The following is a 19,299-nucleotide window of genomic DNA, read 5'->3' as shown; positions in this document are numbered from 1 at the left end:
CTGACCGACTGTCCGACCTCACTCTCAGCACGACCGACGTCGTCGAACGGGAAGTCGAACGGGGAGGTGCGCGGTGCACGGACCGGTTTCGGCCGGCTGGCTGCTGGTCGCGCTGTGCGCGGTGACCGGGGGGTACTGCCTGCTGCGGATGCGCAGCACCGTGGAGGAACAGCGGCGCGCCGCCGGCGGCGAGGCCCTGATGGGGTTCGGCATGGCGGCGATGGCCGTGCCCGCCGCGGCCGTGACTCCACCGCGCTGGGCCTGGCTGGTCTACACGCTCGTGTTCGGCGCGGCCGCGGTGCGCGCACTGTGGGCGGCCCGGGCGGGCGCGTGTCATCTGCACCACCTGGTGGGCGCCCTGGCGATGGTCTACATGGCCGCCGTCATGGCCGTCGCGCCGGGCGGCGGTCACGGCGGCACGGGACTGCCCCTGGTGACGGGGGCGCTGCTGGTGTATTTCGCCGGGTACGTGGTGTGGGCGGGTGCGCGGCTCATGCCCGTACCGGACGCCGTCGGGACGGGGGTTCGGGCCGGGGGCGTGACGGGGTGGGGCGACCGGCCGGAGCTGGCGCGGGCCTGTCGGCTGTCCATGGGCATCGGGATGTTCGCCATGCTGCTGACGGTCTGAACGACCCCGCCCCCGACCGGTCGTGGTCTGCGTCACTTCGACGGCTCGGCCCGTGTCGCCGTGCACCGGCGCGCTCATAGCGCGCTCATGATGGTCCCCGCGGCGTAGTTGCTGCTCGGCGCGCTGACCGCCGTCGTCGCCCCGCGGCTGCCGGCCCGCGCCGAGTGGCCGGACCGTGAACCGGTGGTCGCCCTGTGGGTGTGGCTGGGGGTACCCCTCTGGGGGAGCGTGGTGGCCGCCGGCTGCTGTGCTGCGCGCTGGCGATGGCGCTGAGCGCGGCGGCGCGTGGACGGTGGTGCGCGGGCGGGTGTTCGCGCCCGCGCCGCAGGGCGTCGTGGAGGCGTACGCGCTGGACGGCGGGGGCCCCTGGGCCGTGGCCACCATCGTGGCACTCGCGTGCGGCGGGCTGTGGACCCAGGCGACGACGGTCCGCGAGGTCCTCCGGGCCCGGCGGCAGCGTCGTCGCCGCCGGGCCGAACTCCGCCTGCGCGCGCCGCTGTTGCCCGGTGAGGAGCCGGACGGCGACCGGTTGGTCGTGGTCGAGGGCGAGCGTCCGGACGCCTGGTGGCTGCCCGGCCCCGCACCCCGACTGGTCATCACCACGGCCGCGTTGCGTCGGCTGGAGGGGCGGCAGGTGGACACGGTGGTCGCCCATGAGCAGGGGCACGCCCGGGCGCGGCACCACTGGCTGTTGCACTGTTCGGCGGCGCTCGCGGGCGGGTTCCCCCGGGTTTCCGGTGTTCGCCGCGTTCCGCGACGGTTCGGGCCCTCTCCGGGCCCCGAGGACCATGTGCCGCAGTGGGTCAGCCGGTTGCTCGCGCCCCCGGAACGCCTCACGCCGACACACCGGCTGCGGCTGACCGCGTACGCCGCCCTGGTACCGGTCGTACCGGTGTTGGTGGCTTTCTTCCCCGGGTTGCGGGCACTCGGTAGGTCGTGACATGGCAAAGAAGGGATCAAGACAAGGCCAAGAACAACGTGCGACGCGACGGCTTTGCTCCGGTCGCGGCGCGTGACAGTGATCTCACGCCTCGGCATTGGCACCAGGCCCCGGAAGTCGGCCAGGATCGCTGTATGCACACCCCCACCGTCGACTCGCCGCCCCACCGGCCGTCGACCAACCGCTCCGTCCGCGCCGTCGCGGTCTTCGCGGCGCCCACCGTTGTACTGCTCGTCCTGGTCGCGATCTCGTGGGCTCCGCTCATGTCGCTGGACGGGAGCATCGCGAACACCACGCACGGATGGGCCGTCGACGAACCGGGCGTCACCCACGCGTTCCGCATCCTGACCGACTGGGTCTGGGACCCGGTGACGATGCGTCTGCTGGTGGCCGCGGTCGCGATCTGGCTGGTGTGGCGCCACCGGGAATGGTGGCTCGCCCTCTGGCTGGCGATCACCTGCGCGGCGGGCACGGCGCTGCAGCAGGCGTTGAAGGCGGCCGTCGGCCGGGAGCGGCCGGCCTGGCCCGACCCCGTCGACTCGGCCCACTACGCCGCGTATCCGTCGGGCCACGCCATGACGGCCGCGGTCGTCCTCGGGCTGCTGGTGTGGCTGCTGCACCTGTACGGCGCCGGTCGTGTCGTCATGCGCACGGCCGTGGCGGTGACCGTCGTCTCCGTCATGGGCGTCGGGCTGACCCGGATCTGGCTGGGTGTGCACTGGGCGTCGGACGTGCTGGGCGGCTGGCTGCTGGGCGGTCTGACGATCGCGCTGGCGGTGCTCGCATACGAGCGGTGGGGAGCGCCGAGGCGTACTTGACCGGGTGCGTGCCGCCACGAAGGATCGACGGCATGACGGTCAAAGGAGTGCTGTTCGACTTCTCCGGGACGCTCTTCCGCGTGGAGTCCACCGAGTCCTGGCTCCGCGCGGCCCTCACCGACTCCTCTCTCACCCTGCCCGAGGCGGAGTTGGTCCGGGCGGCCGAGGAACTGGAGCGGGCGGGCGCCCTGCCGGGCGGCGCCGTCCCGGCGGAGGCACCGACCGGCGACCTGGCCGGCCTGTGGGCGCTGCGCGACCGCAGCGCCGAGGAGCACCGGGCCGCCTTTACGGGTCTCTCCCGCCGGGTGACGCTCCCCGCCCCGGCGCTCCACGACGCTTTGTACGACCGCCACATGACACCGTCGGCGTGGCGCCCCTACCCGGACACCGCCGACGTGCTCGCGGCCCTGCGGCACCGCGGGGTGGCCGTCGGTGTGGTGAGCAACATCGGCTGGGACCTGCGGCCTGTGTTCCGCGCGCACGGCCTCGACCCGTATGTCGACGCGTACATGCTGTCGTACGAGCACCGCGTGCAGAAGCCCGACCCGCGACTGTTCGCGCTCGCCTGCGCGGCACTCGGTGTCGACGCGCGGGACACCCTGATGGTGGGCGACGACCGGCGGGCCGACGGCGGTGCGGCGGCCCTGGGATGCGGCGTGCACTTCGTGGACCATCTGCCCGTCGCGGAGCGGCCGGACGGACTGCGGCGAGTCCTGGATCTACTGGACTGAGGTGGTGTCGGCGGCCGCCCCGTGAGGGGCCTCGCGTCCGGGTCCCGCGCGCCGGGTCGGTCGTTCGTCGCCGCCGGACGTCCGTCCCGGACCGTCCCCCGTGCGGCCCGGGACGAACAACGGCGGGGCGGGCACACATGGGGTGGCCGCCCGGAAGCGCTGAGTATAGTTCGCCGTTCGTCGGTCGACGCGGGAGTTGCAGGATGTCCTCGCACGGCGCGCCGGTCGATGAGAACGCCGGGAGCGCGGTGTCCCGCCGGTCCCCGGAAGGGCCCGGCGGGACGGGTGACTTGACTCCGTCGCGGTACGGCTACCAGTCGAAGTCGAAGTAGTCCGGCTGCGTCTGCACGTTGAGCTCACTCTGGTGGACCCACTTGGCCGGGTCGGTCCGGCGGTCGTTGATCTTCAGGACGTCGAAGCCCTTCACCATGTCGTTCGAGTAGATGTAACCGTTGTAGTAGTACGCCGACCAGGAACCGCCGCCCACCAGGGTGGTGGTGGAGATCGGACCGCGCTCGAAGTACGCGATCTCCTTGGGCTTCGAGGAGTCGGTGAAGTCCCAGACGGAGACACCGCCCTGGTACCACGCCTGGACCATGATGTCCTTGCCCTTGACCGGGATCAGCGAGCCGTTGTGGGCGACGCAGTTCTCGGTGTCGGCCTGGTGACGGGGGATCTTGTAGTAGCTCTTGAAGACGAGCTTGCGCTTGTCGCCCTTGCCGACGATGTCGTAGATGCCGTCGGCCCCGCGGTCCGGTCCGATCGCCGCGTTGCAGGTGGCCGCGCCGCCGCCGCCCAACTCGTCGGTGAAGACGACCTTGTTCGCCTTCTGGTTGAAGGTGGCCGAGTGCCAGAACGCGAAGTTCACGTTGTCCTGGACCTGGTCGATGACCTTCGGGTTCTCCGGGTCCTTGATGGAGAACAGGATGCCGTCGCCCATGCACGCGCCGGCGGCCAGGTCCTTGGACGGCAGCACCGTGATGTCGTGGCAGCCGGTGGTCTTGGAGACGCCGGGGTTCGTGGGTGAACCCGGGTTGCCGCCGCCGTCCGGGCCGTCACCGGGGAACAGGACCGGGAAGCCCACCACGGCCGCCTTATCCGGGGACTTGCGCGGCACCTTGATGACCGAGATGCCGTCGTGCGGCGGCTGGCAGTCGGGGAACGCGGCGTTCGGCGAGTACGAGGAGACGTAGACGTAGACGTTCCTGCGCTCGGGCACCAGGGTGTGGGTGTGCGAGCCGCAGGCCGTCTCCACGGCGGCGACGTACTTCGGGTTGGCCTTGTCGCTGATGTCGAAGATCTTGAGGCCCTCCCACGACGACTTCTCGGTCGCGGGCTGCGTGGTGCTGTTGCAGGAGTTGTCGCTGCGTGAGGAGTCGGTGGACAGGAAGAGCAGGTTGCCGGAGACGGAGATGTCGTTCTGCGAGCCCGGGCAGAGCACCTGGGCGACCGTCTTCGGCGCCTTCGGGTTGCTGATGTCGAAGACACGGAAGCCGTCGTAGTTGCCGGCGTAGGCGTACTTGCCCTGGAAGGCTAGGTCCGAGTTGGTGCCCGGCAGCGCCTCCTTGGGGATGTTGGTCAGATGCTGGATGTTGGCGGAGTGGACGATCTCGTCCTGGCCGGGGATCTCGCCGGCGGCTATCGCCTCCCTCGCCTCGGCGGCGTCGCTCTTGGACACCTTCTCCCGCACGCCGGGAGAGTCCCCGGGGTCGGGGGTCGCGGCCGCCGGTCCGGCGGTGAGTAACGCGGCCAGGAGACCGGCCGCAGTCGCGGCGACCCCCAGACGTCTGCGCCGCGTCCGAAGGTTGTTCAACAGGGTCACTGTGTCCTCCCTTGTGGCCGTTCGCAGTTGAACGGTTCGAGCACCTCCGCAGTATCGTCTTCATCATGCACAGATCAACAGACGGCAATACATTTGTAACGAACAAATTTGATCACCCGCACGCGAAAGCGTGTTAGGAACGTTCGTCAACACTCACGAGGTGTACGCCCGTTGCTGTGTCCCAGGAGGTCACTGTGCTCGTTCGCCGCACATCCCGCGCACCGCTGGTCACGACCTCGCTGACGGTCGCTCTGCTGGTGCTCGCGGGCTGCGACTCGGGGTCCGAGGCGGCTCCCGACGGCGGTTCGGACAAGTCGAGCGGGCCGGCGGTGATCGCTCCCGGAAAACCCGGTGAGACGGCTCAAACCCTCTCGCCGGAAGAGGTCGAGAAGCAGCGAGCGGAGGACGACTCTCCGAATTCCGCGGACTTCGACTACGCGCGCATGATGATCCAGCACCACACCCAGGCCCTGGAGATGACCGAACTCGCACCCGACCACGCCAAGTCGACCCAGGTGAAGCGGATCGCCGAACGCATCTCGGCCGCCCAGAAGCCGGAGATCGAGGCCATGGAGGGCTGGCTGAAGGCCAACGACGGTGACGAGCGGGAGACTTCGCACGACCACGCGCAGATGCCCGGCATGGCGACGGCGGCACAGCTGAAGGAACTCGGCACGCTCGACGGGGAGAAGTTCGACCGGATGTTCCTGAAGCTGATGATCACCCATCACGAAGGGGCGGTCACCATGGCCACGGATGTGAAGGCGCAGGGCAACAACATCCTGATCGAGGAGATGGCGGACGACGTGATCGCGCAGCAGACCACGGAGATCAGCCGGATGCGCGACCTGACGCATTGACTTGCACCTCGGGCTGAGGCCCGAGGATTCTGGCCTTCTCGACTGGTTGCCGTGCTGCTACGCGGCACGGTTTCCGGTCGGGAATCCGTGGCTTCCTGCTTCTTCGCGCTGCGCCGGGATCACTCCCGGTCCTACCGTCCACGGCGCCGCAGGTGGAACAGATCCGGGAGGTCGGCGTGAACCGGTCGATCGTGACCAGGGTGCGGCCGTACTTGGCCAGCCTGGTGCGGGCCGGTCCCGTCACCGACAGGTCTTCCACGGCGATCCCTTGGTTCTCGGAGATCAGTCTGGCGGAGAGCCGGTGGTGGAACTCACGGCGTGGGGTCGGTGACCTCGGCGTGGGCGCGGGCGACCTTGCGGCGGGCCTTGGCCCGGTTCCTGGATCGCTCTGGCCAGCGCGGTGCGCTGACCGGCATCCGGGTGGCGCCTGAACGCGTACCGGAGCTGCATCACGATCACACCAGGAAGGTCGCACGCTCCGCGTCGCCGTCGCCAGATTCGCTTCGCCCCCGATTCTGAAGGCCGGAGCACCGCGAATGAATCCCGGTAGCCGACCGTCCTCCCCGGCCCCCTCACCCGACCCTCGGCCCCAGGGCTCAGCGGCGGGCGTGACGGGGGCCGAGGAGGCCCTCGTCGCGCGCCCCGGCGATCAGCCGAAGCGCCTTGCGGCGGCTGTGCCCGGTCGCGCACATCACCGCGAGGACCGGGTCGTAGCCGCACCGCTGCGCCGCGAGATACTCCTCGGCCACCAGTCGCCGCCCCTCCACACCGCGCGGCCACGGGGGCCGGGCCCGCCGCCCGGACCCGGACGAGGTCGCCGACGGCTCCTCCTCGACGAGGTCGGTCACGGTGCCGCACGCCGCGAACAGCGGTCCCTCGATCCAGTCGGCGAGCTCCGCCAGGTCGTCCAGGGACAGCGGCGGCTGCGCGCGCACGTCCTCCAGCGACAGCCGGCCCTCGCAGACCACGGCGAGGACCTCGACCCCGGCACCGTCCGGGAAGGAGAGCCGCGCGTTGTACCAGGCCGTGGCGCCGTCGTGCTCCTGCACTTCCCACGCGGGCCGCACGGACACCGCGCCGTCCTGCCAGTGGCGGTCGGAGAGATTGAGAAAGGATGCTTCCAGCACCTACGCAACGTAAACGCATGATCACATTCTCTGCGCACAGCCACGCGTACCGGGGGCACGCGGCACCCCGACGGCGCAGCGCCCCGTCCCCCGCCGCCGCACCCCTCCCCCGGCAAGCCCGACGGTGGGATCCTTGAGGCATCAGCGAATCTCCTCGCGTAAGGAGTTCCGCCGTGCTGCGAGTCGCCGTCGTCGGTTCGGGGCCGAGCGGGTGCTACACCGCCCAGAGCCTCGTCCAGCAGGACCCGGGGGTGCTCGTCGACGTGCTGGACCGGCTGCCGTGCCCGTACGGCCTGGTGCGCTACGGGGTGGCCCCGGACCACGAGAAGATCAAGTCGCTGCAGAACAATCTGCGGACGGTGCTGGAGCACGAGCGGGTGCGGTTCCTCGGCGGCGTCCGGGTGGGCGCGGACGGGGTGCCCGTCGCCCGGCTGCGGGAGCTGTACCACGCCGTCGTGTACTGCGTGGGCGCCGCCGGTGACAGACGGCTCGGTATCCCGGGCGAGGAGCTGCGCGGCAGCTGGTCGGCGACCGAGTTCGTCTCCTGGTACAGCGCGCATCCGGACGCGGTGACCGCCGGCTTCCTCGCCGGGGCACGGGCGGCCGTCGTCATCGGGGTGGGCAACGTCGCGGTGGACGTCACCCGGATGCTCGCGCGCGGCGCGAGCGAACTGACTCCCACCGACATGCCGCAGGCAGCCCTGGACTCCCTCGCCGCCAGCGCCGTCACCCACGTCCACATGGTGGGCCGCCGGGGCCCCTCCCAGGCACGGTTCACCACCAAGGAGCTGCGCGAGCTGAACACCCTCCCGGACACGCGCGTGAGCGTGGATCCCGCCGAGTTGGAACTCGATCCGGCGTACGTCGACCCGTCGTCCCTCCCCGCCGCGCAGCGCCGCAACGTCGAGGTCCTGCGCGGCTGGGCCACCGCGCCCGCACCGGCCGGCCGTCACCGTATCCGGCTGCGCTTCTTCCTGCGCCCCGTCGAGCTCCTCGCCGACGCCGACGGCGACCGCGTCCGCGGAGTACGTCTGGAGCGCACGGAGCCCGACGGCCACGGCGGGGTGAGCGGCACCGGGCAGTACGAGGAGATCGAGGCCCAACTGGTCCTCCGCTCCGTCGGCTACCGAGGCGTCCCGGTCGACGGCCTCCCCTTCGACCCGGCCCACGGCACGGTCCCGCACACGGCCGGACGCGTGCTCCGTGACGGTGTGCCCTCGCCGGGCGAGTACGTGGCCGGCTGGATCAAGCGCGGCCCGACCGGAGTGATCGGCACCAACCGCCCCTGCGCCAAGGAGACGGCCACCTCACTGCTGCAGGACGCGCCGCGGCTGGCGAGGAGAAGCCTCCAGGACGATCCGGCGAGAGCCCTGCGCGCGCAGGGCTGCACACCGATCGAATGGTCCGGCTGGGAGGCGATCGAGAGGGCCGAGGCGGCCCTGGGCGCGTCCCTGGGCAGAGGCGTGGTCAAACTCCCGGACTGGCAGTCCCTCATGACCGCCGCACACCAGGACGCCGCCCCTTAGGCGATTCGCGGGGCACCGCGCGATCGATCCCCGTCGGCCCGCGCCTGTCTCTCATACAGGCAACACCCCTGAAATCAACAAACTGTTCAAGCCCTCTAGGGTCTCGCCCATGGCATCCACCACCCCCACCCACCCCGTGGACGACGTACCCCCCACCCGTCACCTCCTCGCCTTCGGCCTCCAGCACGTCCTCGCCATGTACGCGGGCGCGGTCGCCGTCCCCCTCATCGTCGGCGGCGCCCTGCGCCTGCCACCCGCGGACCTGGCCTATCTGATAACCGCCGACCTGCTCGTGTGCGGCATCGCGACCCTGATCCAGTGCGTCGGTGTATGGCGCTTCGGCGTCCGGCTCCCGATCATGCAGGGCTGTACGTTCGCCGCCGTCTCCCCCATGGTGCTGATCGGGACGGAGGGCGGCGGCCTTCCCGCGATCTACGGCTCGGTGATCGTGGCCGGCCTGGCGATCATGCTGCTGGCCCCGGTGTTCGGGAGACTCCTCCGCTTCTTTCCTCCGCTCGTCACCGGCACCGTCATCCTGATCATCGGCCTCTCCCTCCTGCCGGTGGCCGGCAACTGGGCGGCCGGCGGTGTCGGCGCGGCGGACTTCGGCGCGCCCGGGAATCTCGCCCTGGCGGCGTTCGTGCTGCTCGTCGTGGTCGGCGTGCAGCGTTTCGCTCCGGTGTTCCTCAGCCGGATCGCGGTGCTGATCGGCATCGCCGTGGGGCTCGCGGTCGCCGTCCCGCTGGGGTTCACGGACTTCGGCGCGGTGCGGGACGCCGACTGGCTCGGCGTCAGCACGCCGTTCCACTTCGGGGCGCCCGCGTTCCACCTCTCAGCGATCCTGTCCATGCTGGTGGTGGCGCTGGTGACGATGACCGAGACCACCGGGGACCTGATCGCGGTGGGCGAGCTGACCGGCCGCGAGGTCGAGCCCCGCTCCCTCGCCGACGGGCTCCGCGCGGACGGCTTCTCCACGGTCCTCGGCGGTGTCTTCAACACCTTCCCGTACACGGCGTACGCGCAGAACGTCGGCCTGGTCGGGATGACCCGGGTGCGCAGCCGCTGGGTCGTCGCGGCGGCGGGCGGGATCCTCGTCCTGCTCGGTCTGCTGCCGAAGCTCGGCGCCGTGGTGGCCGCGATCCCGGCGCCGGTGCTCGGCGGTGCGGGCCTGGTCATGTTCGGCACGGTCGCCGCGAGTGGTCTGCGCACCCTCGCCCGGGTGGAGTTCAGGGGCAACGACAACCTGACGGTCGTGGCCGTCTCGGTGGCCGTGGGACTGCTGCCGGTCGGGGTGCCGACGGTCTACGCGGAGTTCCCGGAGTGGTTCCGGACGGTGATGAACAGCGGTATCAGCGCCGGCTGTCTGACGGCGATCGCACTGAACCTGCTCTTCAACCACCGTCCGGCGAGGGCCGGTTCAGCCGGCACCGAGGCGGGCGGCCTCCCGGGCGGCGGCGTCGACGAGGGTGTCGAGGAGCCCCGGGAAAAGGCCGTCTAGGTCGTCCCGGCGCAGACCGTTCATCTTGGCCGTGCCCCGGTAGACCTGCCGGACCACCCCGCTCTCGCGCAGCACCCGGAAATGGTGGGTGGACGTGGACTTGGTGACCGGCAGGTCGAAGTACGAGCAGGAGAGCTCGTCGCCGTCGGAGGCGAGCTCGCGCACGATGCGCAGCCGCATGGGGTCGGAGAGCGCGTGCAGCACGGCCTCCAGCCGGATCTCCTCACGTGCCGGGTGCGGGAGGTCGCGACTGCTGACGGCGGGCGAGGTCACGGCGGCTCCACTGCGTCGGGCCTTCAAGGGAAATCCATTGTACGAGACGCTTCGTAGTTTGACATCTGCCGTACTACGATGCCTATCGTACGAGCTGTCCACCGTCCGTCCCGTGACGGCATCCCGTGACGATTGGAGTCGCCGTGAGCGCGCTCTTCGAGCCCTACCGCCTGCGTGAACTGACCATCCCGAACCGGGTGTGGATGCCCCCGATGTGCCAGTACTCGGCCGCGCCGGAGGGCCCCGGGGCGGGCGCCCCGAACGACTGGCACTTCGCGCACTACGCGGCGCGCGCCACCGGCGGCACCGGCCTGATCATCGTCGAGGCGACCGCCGTGTCCCCGGAGGGCCGCATCTCGCCGTACGACCTCGGCCTCTGGAACGACACCCAGGTCGAGGCGTTCCGCCGGATCACCGGGTTCCTGAAGGGGCAGGGGACGGTGCCGGCCGTGCAGCTCGCGCACGCAGGGCGCAAGGCCTCGACCGATCAGCCCTGGCGGGGCGGGGCGCCGGTCGGCGCGGACGCGCACGGCTGGCAGCCGGTCGCGCCCAGCGCGCTGGCCTTCGACGAACGGCACCCGGTGCCCGAGGAGTTGACGGTCGATCAGATCCACCAGGTCGTCGGACAGTTCGCGGAGGCGGCCCGACGGGCACTGGCCGCCGGGTTCGAGGTCGTCGAGATCCACGGCGCCCACGGCTATCTCATCAACGAGTTCCTCTCCCCGCACTCCAACCGTCGCACCGACTCCTACGGCGGCTCGTACGAGAACCGGATCCGTTTCGCGCTCGAAGTCGTCGACGCGGTACGGGAGGTGTGGCCGGCGGACAAACCGCTGTTCTTCCGGGTGTCCGCCACCGAATGGCTGGAGCAGGGCGGCTGGACGGCCGACGACACGGTCCGACTGGCCGCCGAGCTGAAGGCGCACGGCGTGGACCTGCTGGACGTCTCCACGGGCGGCAACGCCTCCGGGGTCCACATCCCCGTCGGCCCCGGCTACCAGGTGCCCTTCGCCGCCCGGGTCAGGAACGAGAGCGCGCTGCCCGTCGCCGCGGTCGGCCTGATCACGGAGGCCGAACAGGCGGAGAAGATCCTCGCCAACGGCGAGGCCGACGCGGTCCTGCTCGGCCGGGAACTGCTCCGCAGCCCCTCCTGGGCCCGACAGGCCGCCCGTGAGCTCGGGGGCGAGGTGCGCGTTCCGGAGCAGTACCACCGCTCGGTCCGGGCGGAGTGAGGCCACCGGTACGGGTGCGCGCCCCGTACCGTGGTTGCGGCTGCTCACCTTGGCGGGGTTCGCGTACGGCCGCAGCCTCGCTGACCTGGACGGCCGCCCCAACCCGCTCGGCGACGCGATCACCACTACGGGCGGATCTCCAAGATGCTGCGCATCCTGCGCCTGGCCGACGAGCCCGGCTACCGGCGGCAGATCAAGAGCGAGGTGAGCCTCCAGGAGGGCCGTCGTTCGCTTGCCCGGAAGATCTTCCACGGCCGGTCCTGGCAGCTCTGTCAGCCCTACCAGGACGGCATGGAAGACCAGATGGGCGCCCTGGGCCTGGTCCTCAAGGCCCAGATGCTGGTCAACACGCGGTCCAAGGACGCCGCGGTGAACCGCCTGCGAGCGGACGGCTGTGACGCCCGCGCCGAGGACGCGGCCCGCTCCAGCGTCCCGACCTGGCCGGCGGCCCGCGTCGGCTGCGCGATCTGGACGCCACCGACGAGGAACAACCGGTCAGCCCCGCCGGAGCAGACGGGCCGGGACCGCTTCGGCCAGGATCCGGTAGCCCTCCGGGTTGAGGTGCAGCCAGTCGCCGTCGTGGAGGCCGGGGAGCAGACGGCTCGGGTCGTCCGGGTCGCGGACCGCGCGGTCGAAGTCGAGGACGGCGTCGAAGCGGCCGCTGGTGCGGATCCAGGTGTTGACGGCCTGCCGCGCGGCCTCGCGGTGTCCGGCGGCGTCGTCGTAGGGGGTGTTGCCGCCGAAGGGCAGCAGGGTGGCGCCGTACACGCGGATGCCCTGGGCGTGGGCGCGGACGATGATCTGCTCGTAGGCGGCGACGAGGTCGGCGGCCACGCGCTGCTGGGCGGCGGGGGTGGCCGCGGCGGTGCCCAGGTCGTTGACACCCTCGAAGACGATCAACTGCTCGACGGCGCTGTGGGCCAGGATGTCGCGGTCCAGCCGGGCGAGGGCGTTGGGACCGAGGCCGTCGTTGAGGACACGGTTTCCGCCGGCCGCCTGGTTCACCACGGCGATGTGCCGGGTGCCTGGCTGCTGCTGGAGGCGGTCGAAGAGCTGGTCGGGCCAGCGGTCGTTGCCGTTGGTGGTGGAGCCCCGGCCGTCGGTGAGCGAGTCACCGAGGACGGCGACGGCGCTCGTGGCGGGCCGGGACAGCACCTCGACATCGCTGAGCAGGTACCAGTGGTTGGTCGGGGTCGCGCCGGGCAGATCCGCTTCCTCGGTGTGGTCGCCGTGCAGCAGATACGAGGTGGTGCGGGAGCCGGGGTGCGAGGTGAGGGCGAGGGAGGCCTGGCCCTCCGCCAGGTACGCCGTCACGGTCAGGTTGGTGCCCGGCCGCAGCGTGAAGTCCAGCGGGTCGGACACGACCTGGGCGCCCACCGGAACGGTCGTGGATCCGCTCCCGCTGAACGTCACCGGACGCGACGAGCCCGGTTCGATCGCGCCGACCCCCGCCCGACCGCCCAGCGGAAACGCCACCGTCACGGCGGTCAGGGGCAGCGCGCCACCGCCGAAGGCGTTGGAGAAGCGCAGGCGGACTCGTTCCCCGCCGGTCGTGACGCGCACGGTCTGCCGCAGGGTGGTGTCGACCAGCACGGCCCGGTCCCCGGTGAACGGCGCCGGCGGCATGTTGCCCGGCTCGGTGAGCTGCGGCATCGCGGACCAGGTGTTCACCCAGTGCCGAGCTGCCGTCGCCGTGTCGCCCGTGCCGGTGCCGTCCGCCCGGTGCGGGTTCCTGACCAGGGCGACCAGGGCGGACGAGGCCACCACGAGAGCCAGGGCGAGGACACAGACGGCGAGCACGGTCGCGAGCGGCGCCCGGCCGGACGGCCGGGTGGGCTGGGGACTGTCGATCGGGTGCAAGGACGGTGCCTCTCTGGTTGGGGGGTGGCGTGGGCAGGCAGGCGGCAGTCGGGCGGACCGGGAGGACACACGCGCCGTCCCGACGCCCGGCGTCCGACGCCCCAACGCCCGCCGTCCCGACGACACGCCGTCCGCAGGCACGCCGCCCCGGACGCACGCATGGCCGGCGTGCGCCCGCGGGACGGTCGGGGCGGGAGGCGGCCGGGGCGGGAAGCGGCCGGGGCGGGAGACAGCAGGTCGAACCCGCCGGTCGGGCGGGGCGGCGGGGCGATCAAGGCGTCCGGATGAGGAGTACGGGGGGCAAGGCACCGGGCCGGCCGACCCGCCCGGGTGGGTGCCTACGGATCGAGACGTCAGGCCGGCGAGCCCGCCGGGCCGGGCGGCACGGCGTCGCGGTCCAGCCGCGTCCCGAGCCACCGGCCCCGGCGGCACACGTCAACCGGTCGTGCACGCCGTCCCGTTGAGCGTGAACGCCGAGGGTGCCGCGCTGTTGCCGGTGTGGTTGGCCTGGTACCCGATGCCGACGCTCGCGCCGGGCGCGATCGCCGCGTTGTACGAGGCGTTGGTCGCGGTCACGGCACCGCTCGCCGGACTGTACGTCGCGCCCCAGCCGTTGGTGACGGTCTGTCCGGAGGGCAGGGTGAAGCCCAGCTTCCAGCCGTTGACCGCCGTCGTACCGGTGTTGGTGACGGTCACCGAGGCGGTCAGCCCGGTGCTCCAGGCGTTGGTGGTGACGGTCACCTTGCAGGGGCCGGCCGGCGGCTGGGGGGCGGGGCCGGAGCCGTTGAGGCCGAAGAAGGTGAGGACGCGTTCGCCCATGCCCCACGCATAGAGGTTGTGGCCGGTGCCCTGGAGGCTGATGGCCTCGACGGGGGCGCGGTCACCGGTGCCGCCGTAACGGGTGCGGGTCCAGTTGGACTGGGGCGAGTCGGTGGCGGCCGGCGTCTGGCTGACGCCGTGCACATTGGTCCACTGCTTGATCTCCTCGCCGAAGTTGGGGTAGCGCAGCACGTCGTCCGTGGTGCCGTGCCAGACCTGCATGCGCGGCCGGGGCCCGGTGTAGCCGGGGTAGGCGCCGCGGACGAGGTCGCCCCACGCCTGCGGGGTACGCACGACGGTGCCGTTGGCGCAGTCGCTGTTCCACTCGGAGCCGTTGGTCGTGGCGAAGCAGGCGAAGGGAACGCCCGCGAAGGCGGCGCCGGCGGCGAACACGTCGGGGTAGTCGCCGAGGAGGACGTTGGTCATCATCGCGCCGGAGGAGATACCGGTGGCGAAGATCCGGTCGGTGTCGGCGTCGTAGGTGCGGACGGTCCAGTCGACCATGGACTTGATGCCCACCGGGTCACTGCCGCCACCACGCGTCAGGGCCTGCGGAGAAGCGACGTCGAAGCACTTGCTGCTCCGGGTGACGGACGGGTACACGACGATGAACCCGTAGCGGTCTGCCAGCGAGGCGTACTCCGTGCCGCTGTACATCGCCGGTCCCGAGCCGGTGCAGTAGTGCACGGCGACCACGATCGCGGGGTTCGCGGTGACGCTGTCCGGTACGTACAGGTACATCTGAAGGTTGCTCGGGTTCGTACCGAAGCCGGTGATCTCGGTGAGCGCCGCCCGGGGAGCGGCCTGCGCCTCGGTGCTCGCCGCGGCGGCCGCGGGCGCGGGAAGAAGCGCGGCCGCGAGCAGCGCGACGAGCGCTCCCAACAGCGCGACGAGCGCCGGGCGCCGCGGTCCGCGCGGGCGGTCGTGGGGGGTGAGGGTCACGTCGTTGTGCCTTCCTGTGACGGGGGCGGGTGCGACGGAAGGGGCAAGCGGTCAGGGCGACGGAAGGGCATCGTGACATGGACATGGAATGCATGGAAGCGCTCCCACCCGTCGAAAGAATTCGCTCGCGCCGACCCGTCCGGACCACCGGACCCACTCGTCGCGCACGGCCGACCGCCCCCACCAGGCCCGACCCAATGTCTTTTGCGCAAAGCGTTGACTAGAAAGCGCTTGCCCCCTACGTTCCGTTCAGCGATGTGAACCGACCGCCGGGTCGAGCTTCCCCACTCGCTCGCGGCGATCAACACAGTGAACATCATTCACGTACATGGCCCGCCAGCTCTCCCTGAAGGGACGCACCCGCATGCGTACCGTCCCCCCACGTACACAGGCGCAAAGATCAGCCCTGGTGGCGGCCTCGGCCGCCCTGATGACGGCCGCCGCGCTCGCCGTGCCGCAATCGGCGGGCGCGGCGGAGACCTCGCCGATCGGTTACGGCGCCGGGACCACCGGCGGCGGCAGCGCCTCCGCGGTCACGGTCTCCACGCTCGCCGCCTTCCAGAGCGCCGTCACCGGGAACGCCGCCAAGGTCGTCCGCGTGAACGGCCTGATCTCGCTGAGCGGTCAGGTCGACATCGGCTCCAACACCACGGTGCTGGGCGTGGGTTCGTCGTCCGGGTTCACCGGCGGCGGCCTGCGGATCAAGGAGGAGACCAATGTCGTCGTCCGCAACCTGAACATCAGCAAGCCGGTCGCGCCCGCCGACGGGATCACCGTCCAGGAATCCACGAAGGTGTGGATCGACCACAACTCCTTCTCGGCGGACCGCACCCACGACAAGGACCACTACGACGGCCTGCTGGACATCAACCACGGCTCGGACAACGTGACGGTGTCCTGGAACACCTTCAAGGAGCACTTCAAGGGCTCGCTCGTCGGCCACAGCGACAACAACGCCTCCGAGGACACCGGCCACCTGAAGGTGACGTACCACCACAACCACTTCAGCAACGTGTACTCGCGCATCCCCAGCCTGCGCTTCGGCACCGGGCACTTCTACAACAACTACGTGGACGGCGCGGAGACCGCCTGCCACTCGCGCATGGGCGCCCAGATGCTCGTGGAGAACAACGTCTTCCGGAACACCGGAGTCGCGGTCACCACGAACCGCAGCAGTGACGTGGACGGCTACGCGAATCTGCGCGGCAACGACCTCGGTGGGGCCGCCACCGAGATCTCCCGGGTGGGGAGCTTCACCACCCCGCCCTACGGCTACACCCCCGGGCCGGCCTCCTCCGTCGTCGCGTCGGTGACGTCGGGAGCGGGCGCCGGGAAACTCTGAGAACCCCTCCAACCCCCCATCCGCTCGGACAACAGAAGGAATCGGGACATGACTTCTGCAGCACGTCCGCGTGCCCGCACGCGCGCGCTGACCGGCACGTTCGCCGCGTTCAGCCTCTCGTTTGGCATGATCATGACCAGTGGGGCCACCCCGGCGAACGCCGCGACCTGGCCGTCCGCCAACGGCAGTCAGCCGGTGTCCTCCACCATCTCGGTGTCCGGCACCCGGGACGGCGGCATGGTGCGCTACTACGGCAGCGGCGCGCTGGCCGGTGACGGCCAGGAGGAGGGCCAGGACCCGATCTTCAAGCTCGCGGCCGGCGCGACGCTGAAGAACGTCATCATCGGCGCGCCCGGCGCCGACGGCATCCACTGCGAGGGCAACTGCACCCTGCAGAACGTCTGGTGGGAGGACGTCGGCGAGGACGCGGCGACCTTCCGCGGCGGCTCCACGTACACGGTGACCGGCGGCGGCGCCAAGAAGGCGGCCGACAAGGTCTTCCAGCACAACGGACCCGGCACCCTGAACATCTCCAACTTCGCGGTCAGCGACTTCAAGACGCTGTACCGCTCCTGCGGCGACTGCTCCACGCAGTACACCCGCAAGGTGAACCTCAGCAACATCGAGGTGACGGGGACGGGCTCCACCGCGCGCCTGGTCGGCATCAACGTCAACCGGGGTGACGTGGCGACCCTGCGGGGCATCACGATCCTCAACGACAGCGGCCGCAAGGTCATCCCGTGCCAGAAGTACAACAACAACACCGCCGTCGGTACGGGCCCCGACAGCACCAACTGCAAGTACGCCACCTCGGACATCACCTACCGGTGACACCGCTCGTCACCCACCGGTGAGTCCCCCGGCGGCCGGACGGAGCTTCCCCCCACGGGCCTCGTCCGGCCGCCGGCCGCTCCGCGCGGGACGATCACCGTCGCGTTCACGCCCCGCCCGGCCTCACCAGATCTTGCGCTCCCAGAGCGGGCCGATCCGCGCCCACTCCTCGTCCCACTGGTCCATCCGCCGCCGTTCCATACGGCCGCGCACGAGTCGGCCGCCCACGAAGGGCACGGCCGCCACGAACAGACCCGCGAGACCGCCCACGAGCGCGGCGCGCAACCGGGCCTGGGACTCGCTGGCGGGTTCGGTGACCAGCAGGCCCTCGGCATCCGTCCAGACGGTGACCCGCGCTCCCATCAGGGCGGCGGGATCGACCCTGGCCTGGCCCTCGTGCTCGGAGCCGTCCGGCGCGGTCCAGCGGACCTTCGCCCACACGTTCTCCGTGGCCGTACCGCTCCGGCTGGAGGGCTCGGGAGCGTCCTGCGTGAGGACCGCGTCGACCGGGCGCCACTCGGCACGCTGCCGGGCGAGGCCGGACTCCACGGAGTGGGCGGCCATGAGGCCCGCGGTCACCCCGCCGAACAGCGTCAGCGTCCAGGCGATCAGCACGACCCAGGACTCCAGCCGGTCGGCGCGCCTTCTGAGCGGGTTGCGCCGCAACCGCCACAGCCACACCTTCGGACCACGGAATGCCACCATCTGGGGCACCCTCCCTCGCACACGCAGGACTGCCGGACCGCTCTCCCATACGGCGGGGTTCCCCGCCCTGCTCATGCGATGTGGGTCACCCTCGCCCGGCCCGATCGGCTCCTGGTCCGCCCCTCCGCCACTGCCACACCCGCTGACCTGCGGCGGAGCTGCTCCGAGGGGTGACTGTCAGTGGTGGGGTGCAGACTGGCCGATGACTGGGACGACGATGTCCGGGAGGTGGCCGGGATGGCTGAGGTACTGCTCACCGTGGGCACACGCAAGGGGCTGTTCATCGGGCGGAGGCGGGGAGGCGCCTGGGAGTTCGACGAGACGCCCTACTTCAACGCGCAGGCGATCTACGCGGTCGCCGTCGACACCCGTTCGGACACCCCCCGGCTGCTGGTCGGCGGCGACAGCGCCCACTGGGGGCCCTCCGTCTTCCACTCGGACGATCTCGGCCGCACCTGGACCGAACCCACGCGGCCCGCGGTCAAGTTCCCCAAGGACACCGGGGCCTCGCTGGAGCGGGTGTGGCAGCTGCACCCGTCGGCCGCCGAACCGGACGTGGTGTACGCGGGCACGGAACCGGCCGCGCTGTACCGCTCCGAGGACCGGGGCGAGACCTTCGAGCTGGTACGGCCGCTGTGGGAGCACCCGACACGCGACCGATGGGTCCCGGGGGGCGGCGGCGAGGGACTGCACACGATTCTCACCGACCGGCGCGATCCGCGCGCGATGACCGTGGCCGTCTCCGCCGCCGGGGTCTTCCGCACCGAGGACGGCGGGGCCAGTTGGTCGCCGTCCAACTCCGGTGTCTCGGCGGTGTTCCTGCCGGACCCCGACCCCGAGTTCGGCCAGTGCGTGCACAAGGTGAGCCGGGACGCGACGAACCCCGACCGGCTGTACCTCCAGAACCACTGGGGCGTGTACCGCAGCGACGACGCCGGAGCGCACTGGGAGGACATCGGGGCGGGGCTGCCCTCCACGTTCGGTTTCGCCGCGGTCGCCCATCCGCATCGCGGGGACACCGCCTATGTCTTCCCGATCAACGCCGACGCGGACCGTGTTCCGGCCGACCACCGCTGCCGGGTCTTCCGCACGGCGGACGCGGGCAAGAGCTGGGAGCCACTGACGGCGGGGCTGCCGACGGCGGACCACTACGGCACGGTGCTGCGCGACGCGATGTGCGCGGACGACGCGGACCCGGCAGGGGTGTACTTCGGCAACCGCAACGGCGAGGTGTACGCGTCGGCCGACGACGGCGACAGCTGGTGCCAGCTGTTGTCGCATCTGCCGGATGTGCTGTGCGTGCGCGCGGCGGTCGTCGGCTGAGCGGACGGGGAGGGGCGCTACC

Annotated in this window: 16 protein-coding genes and 2 pseudogenes; 12 read left to right on the top strand and 6 right to left on the bottom strand. The window is 71.3% G+C overall.

Features of this window, described 5'->3' with window-relative positions; all coding sequences use genetic code 11:
• Positions 1 to 73 precede the first annotated feature (73 nt).
• From K1J60_RS40870 to K1J60_RS40855, 4 genes and pseudogenes are all read left to right on the top strand, one after another.
• Positions 74 to 628, top strand: a complete 555-nt coding sequence (locus K1J60_RS40870) for a DUF5134 domain-containing protein (RefSeq protein ID WP_220650620.1) — start codon at positions 74 to 76, stop codon at positions 626 to 628.
• 108 nt (positions 629 to 736) lie between these two features.
• Positions 737 to 1,568, top strand: a pseudogene (locus K1J60_RS40865) (M56 family metallopeptidase).
• 134 nt (positions 1,569 to 1,702) lie between these two features.
• The gene (locus K1J60_RS40860; protein WP_220650619.1) at positions 1,703 to 2,386 is read left to right on the top strand and encodes a phosphatase PAP2 family protein; all 684 of its coding nucleotides are present in this window, start codon (positions 1,703 to 1,705) and stop codon (positions 2,384 to 2,386) included.
• A 32-nt stretch (positions 2,387 to 2,418) separates the two neighbouring features.
• Positions 2,419 to 3,117, top strand: a complete 699-nt coding sequence (locus tag K1J60_RS40855; RefSeq protein WP_220650618.1) for an HAD family hydrolase — start codon at positions 2,419 to 2,421, stop codon at positions 3,115 to 3,117.
• A 310-nt stretch (positions 3,118 to 3,427) separates the two neighbouring features.
• Here K1J60_RS40855 and K1J60_RS40850 read toward each other — a convergent pair whose 3' ends face one another.
• Positions 3,428 to 4,939, bottom strand: coding sequence for an LVIVD repeat-containing protein (locus K1J60_RS40850; RefSeq protein ID WP_220650617.1), 1,512 nt, complete (start codon positions 4,937 to 4,939; stop codon positions 3,428 to 3,430).
• 194 nt (positions 4,940 to 5,133) lie between these two features.
• On the opposite strand from K1J60_RS40850, the gene K1J60_RS40845 reads away from it, so the two are divergent.
• Positions 5,134 to 5,799, top strand: a complete 666-nt coding sequence (locus tag K1J60_RS40845; RefSeq protein ID WP_220650616.1) for a DUF305 domain-containing protein — start codon at positions 5,134 to 5,136, stop codon at positions 5,797 to 5,799.
• A 596-nt stretch (positions 5,800 to 6,395) separates the two neighbouring features.
• On the opposite strand, the gene K1J60_RS40840 is transcribed toward K1J60_RS40845, so the two are convergent.
• Positions 6,396 to 6,872 (bottom strand): DUF6214 family protein, encoded by a 477-nt coding sequence (locus K1J60_RS40840; protein ID WP_220651934.1) that lies wholly within the window; start codon positions 6,870 to 6,872, stop codon positions 6,396 to 6,398.
• A 227-nt stretch (positions 6,873 to 7,099) separates the two neighbouring features.
• Between K1J60_RS40840 and K1J60_RS40835 the strand changes: the two genes are divergently transcribed.
• Together K1J60_RS40835 and K1J60_RS40830 are read left to right on the top strand one after the other, a co-directional pair.
• Positions 7,100 to 8,452 carry an FAD-dependent oxidoreductase gene (locus K1J60_RS40835; RefSeq protein WP_220650615.1) on the top strand — a complete coding sequence of 451 codons (1,353 nt, stop codon included), beginning with the start codon at positions 7,100 to 7,102 and terminating at the stop codon, positions 8,450 to 8,452.
• Positions 8,453 to 8,561: 109 nt separating this feature from the next.
• Positions 8,562 to 9,950 (top strand): nucleobase:cation symporter-2 family protein, encoded by a 1,389-nt coding sequence (locus K1J60_RS40830; protein ID WP_220650614.1) that lies wholly within the window; start codon positions 8,562 to 8,564, stop codon positions 9,948 to 9,950.
• Here K1J60_RS40830 and K1J60_RS40825 read toward each other — a convergent pair.
• A complete protein-coding gene (locus K1J60_RS40825; RefSeq protein WP_220650613.1) occupies positions 9,870 to 10,223 on the bottom strand; it encodes an ArsR/SmtB family transcription factor in 354 nt (117 codons plus the stop codon). The two genes, K1J60_RS40830 and K1J60_RS40825, sit on opposite strands and share 81 nt — an antisense overlap.
• Before the next feature lie 143 nt (positions 10,224 to 10,366).
• On the opposite strand from K1J60_RS40825, the gene K1J60_RS40820 reads away from it, so the two are divergent.
• A complete protein-coding gene (locus tag K1J60_RS40820) occupies positions 10,367 to 11,455 on the top strand; it encodes an NADH:flavin oxidoreductase/NADH oxidase (RefSeq protein ID WP_220650612.1) in 1,089 nt (362 codons plus the stop codon).
• Positions 11,456 to 11,543: 88 nt separating this feature from the next.
• A pseudogene (locus K1J60_RS47305) lies at positions 11,544 to 11,943 on the top strand (Tn3 family transposase); the annotation flags it as partial.
• A gap of 7 nt (positions 11,944 to 11,950) precedes the next feature.
• Here the strand turns inward: K1J60_RS47305 and K1J60_RS40810 are convergent.
• Together K1J60_RS40810 and K1J60_RS40805 are read right to left on the bottom strand one after the other, a co-directional pair.
• The gene (locus K1J60_RS40810; protein ID WP_220651933.1) at positions 11,951 to 13,255 is read right to left on the bottom strand and encodes an SGNH/GDSL hydrolase family protein; all 1,305 of its coding nucleotides are present in this window, start codon (positions 13,253 to 13,255) and stop codon (positions 11,951 to 11,953) included.
• A 495-nt stretch (positions 13,256 to 13,750) separates the two neighbouring features.
• Positions 13,751 to 15,076 carry an extracellular catalytic domain type 1 short-chain-length polyhydroxyalkanoate depolymerase gene (locus tag K1J60_RS40805; protein WP_220650611.1) on the bottom strand — a complete coding sequence of 442 codons (1,326 nt, stop codon included), beginning with the start codon at positions 15,074 to 15,076 and terminating at the stop codon, positions 13,751 to 13,753.
• 364 nt (positions 15,077 to 15,440) lie between these two features.
• Between K1J60_RS40805 and K1J60_RS40800 the strand changes: the two genes are divergently transcribed.
• Positions 15,441 to 16,418 (top strand): pectate lyase family protein, encoded by a 978-nt coding sequence (locus K1J60_RS40800; RefSeq protein WP_220650610.1) that lies wholly within the window; start codon positions 15,441 to 15,443, stop codon positions 16,416 to 16,418.
• Between the two features lie 48 nt (positions 16,419 to 16,466).
• The gene (locus K1J60_RS40795) at positions 16,467 to 17,249 is read left to right on the top strand and encodes a pectate lyase (RefSeq protein ID WP_220650609.1); all 783 of its coding nucleotides are present in this window, start codon (positions 16,467 to 16,469) and stop codon (positions 17,247 to 17,249) included.
• Between the two features lie 123 nt (positions 17,250 to 17,372).
• Here K1J60_RS40795 and K1J60_RS40790 read toward each other — a convergent pair whose 3' ends face one another.
• Entirely contained in the window at positions 17,373 to 17,954 is a 582-nt protein-coding gene (locus K1J60_RS40790) for an Rv1733c family protein (protein ID WP_220650608.1), read from the bottom strand.
• A gap of 237 nt (positions 17,955 to 18,191) precedes the next feature.
• Here K1J60_RS40790 and K1J60_RS40785 point away from each other — a divergent pair, with 237 nt between their 5' ends.
• The gene (locus tag K1J60_RS40785) at positions 18,192 to 19,277 is read left to right on the top strand and encodes a WD40/YVTN/BNR-like repeat-containing protein (RefSeq protein ID WP_220650607.1); all 1,086 of its coding nucleotides are present in this window, start codon (positions 18,192 to 18,194) and stop codon (positions 19,275 to 19,277) included.
• Positions 19,278 to 19,299: the final 22 nt, after the last annotated feature.

Source organism: Streptomyces akebiae, from assembly GCF_019599145.1.
In the GTDB taxonomy this organism is placed as follows: domain Bacteria; phylum Actinomycetota; class Actinomycetes; order Streptomycetales; family Streptomycetaceae; genus Streptomyces; species Streptomyces akebiae.
Note: the sequence above shows the minus strand (reverse complement) of the source record. Positions and strands in the feature narration are given on the sequence as shown.

Excerpts from the sequence above, each read along its gene's own strand:
- K1J60_RS40830 (WP_220650614.1), top strand. The coding sequence starts at position 8,562 with ATGGCATCCACCACCCCCACCCACCCCGTGGACGACGTACCCCCCACC.
- K1J60_RS40795 (WP_220650609.1), top strand. The coding sequence starts at position 16,467 with ATGACTTCTGCAGCACGTCCGCGTGCCCGCACGCGCGCGCTGACCGGC.
- K1J60_RS40800 (WP_220650610.1), top strand. The coding sequence starts at position 15,441 with ATGCGTACCGTCCCCCCACGTACACAGGCGCAAAGATCAGCCCTGGTG.
- K1J60_RS40785 (WP_220650607.1), top strand. The coding sequence starts at position 18,192 with ATGGCTGAGGTACTGCTCACCGTGGGCACACGCAAGGGGCTGTTCATC.
- K1J60_RS40790 (WP_220650608.1), bottom strand. The coding sequence starts at position 17,954 with ATGGTGGCATTCCGTGGTCCGAAGGTGTGGCTGTGGCGGTTGCGGCGC.
- K1J60_RS40860 (WP_220650619.1), top strand. The coding sequence starts at position 1,703 with ATGCACACCCCCACCGTCGACTCGCCGCCCCACCGGCCGTCGACCAAC.
- K1J60_RS40855 (WP_220650618.1), top strand. The coding sequence starts at position 2,419 with ATGACGGTCAAAGGAGTGCTGTTCGACTTCTCCGGGACGCTCTTCCGC.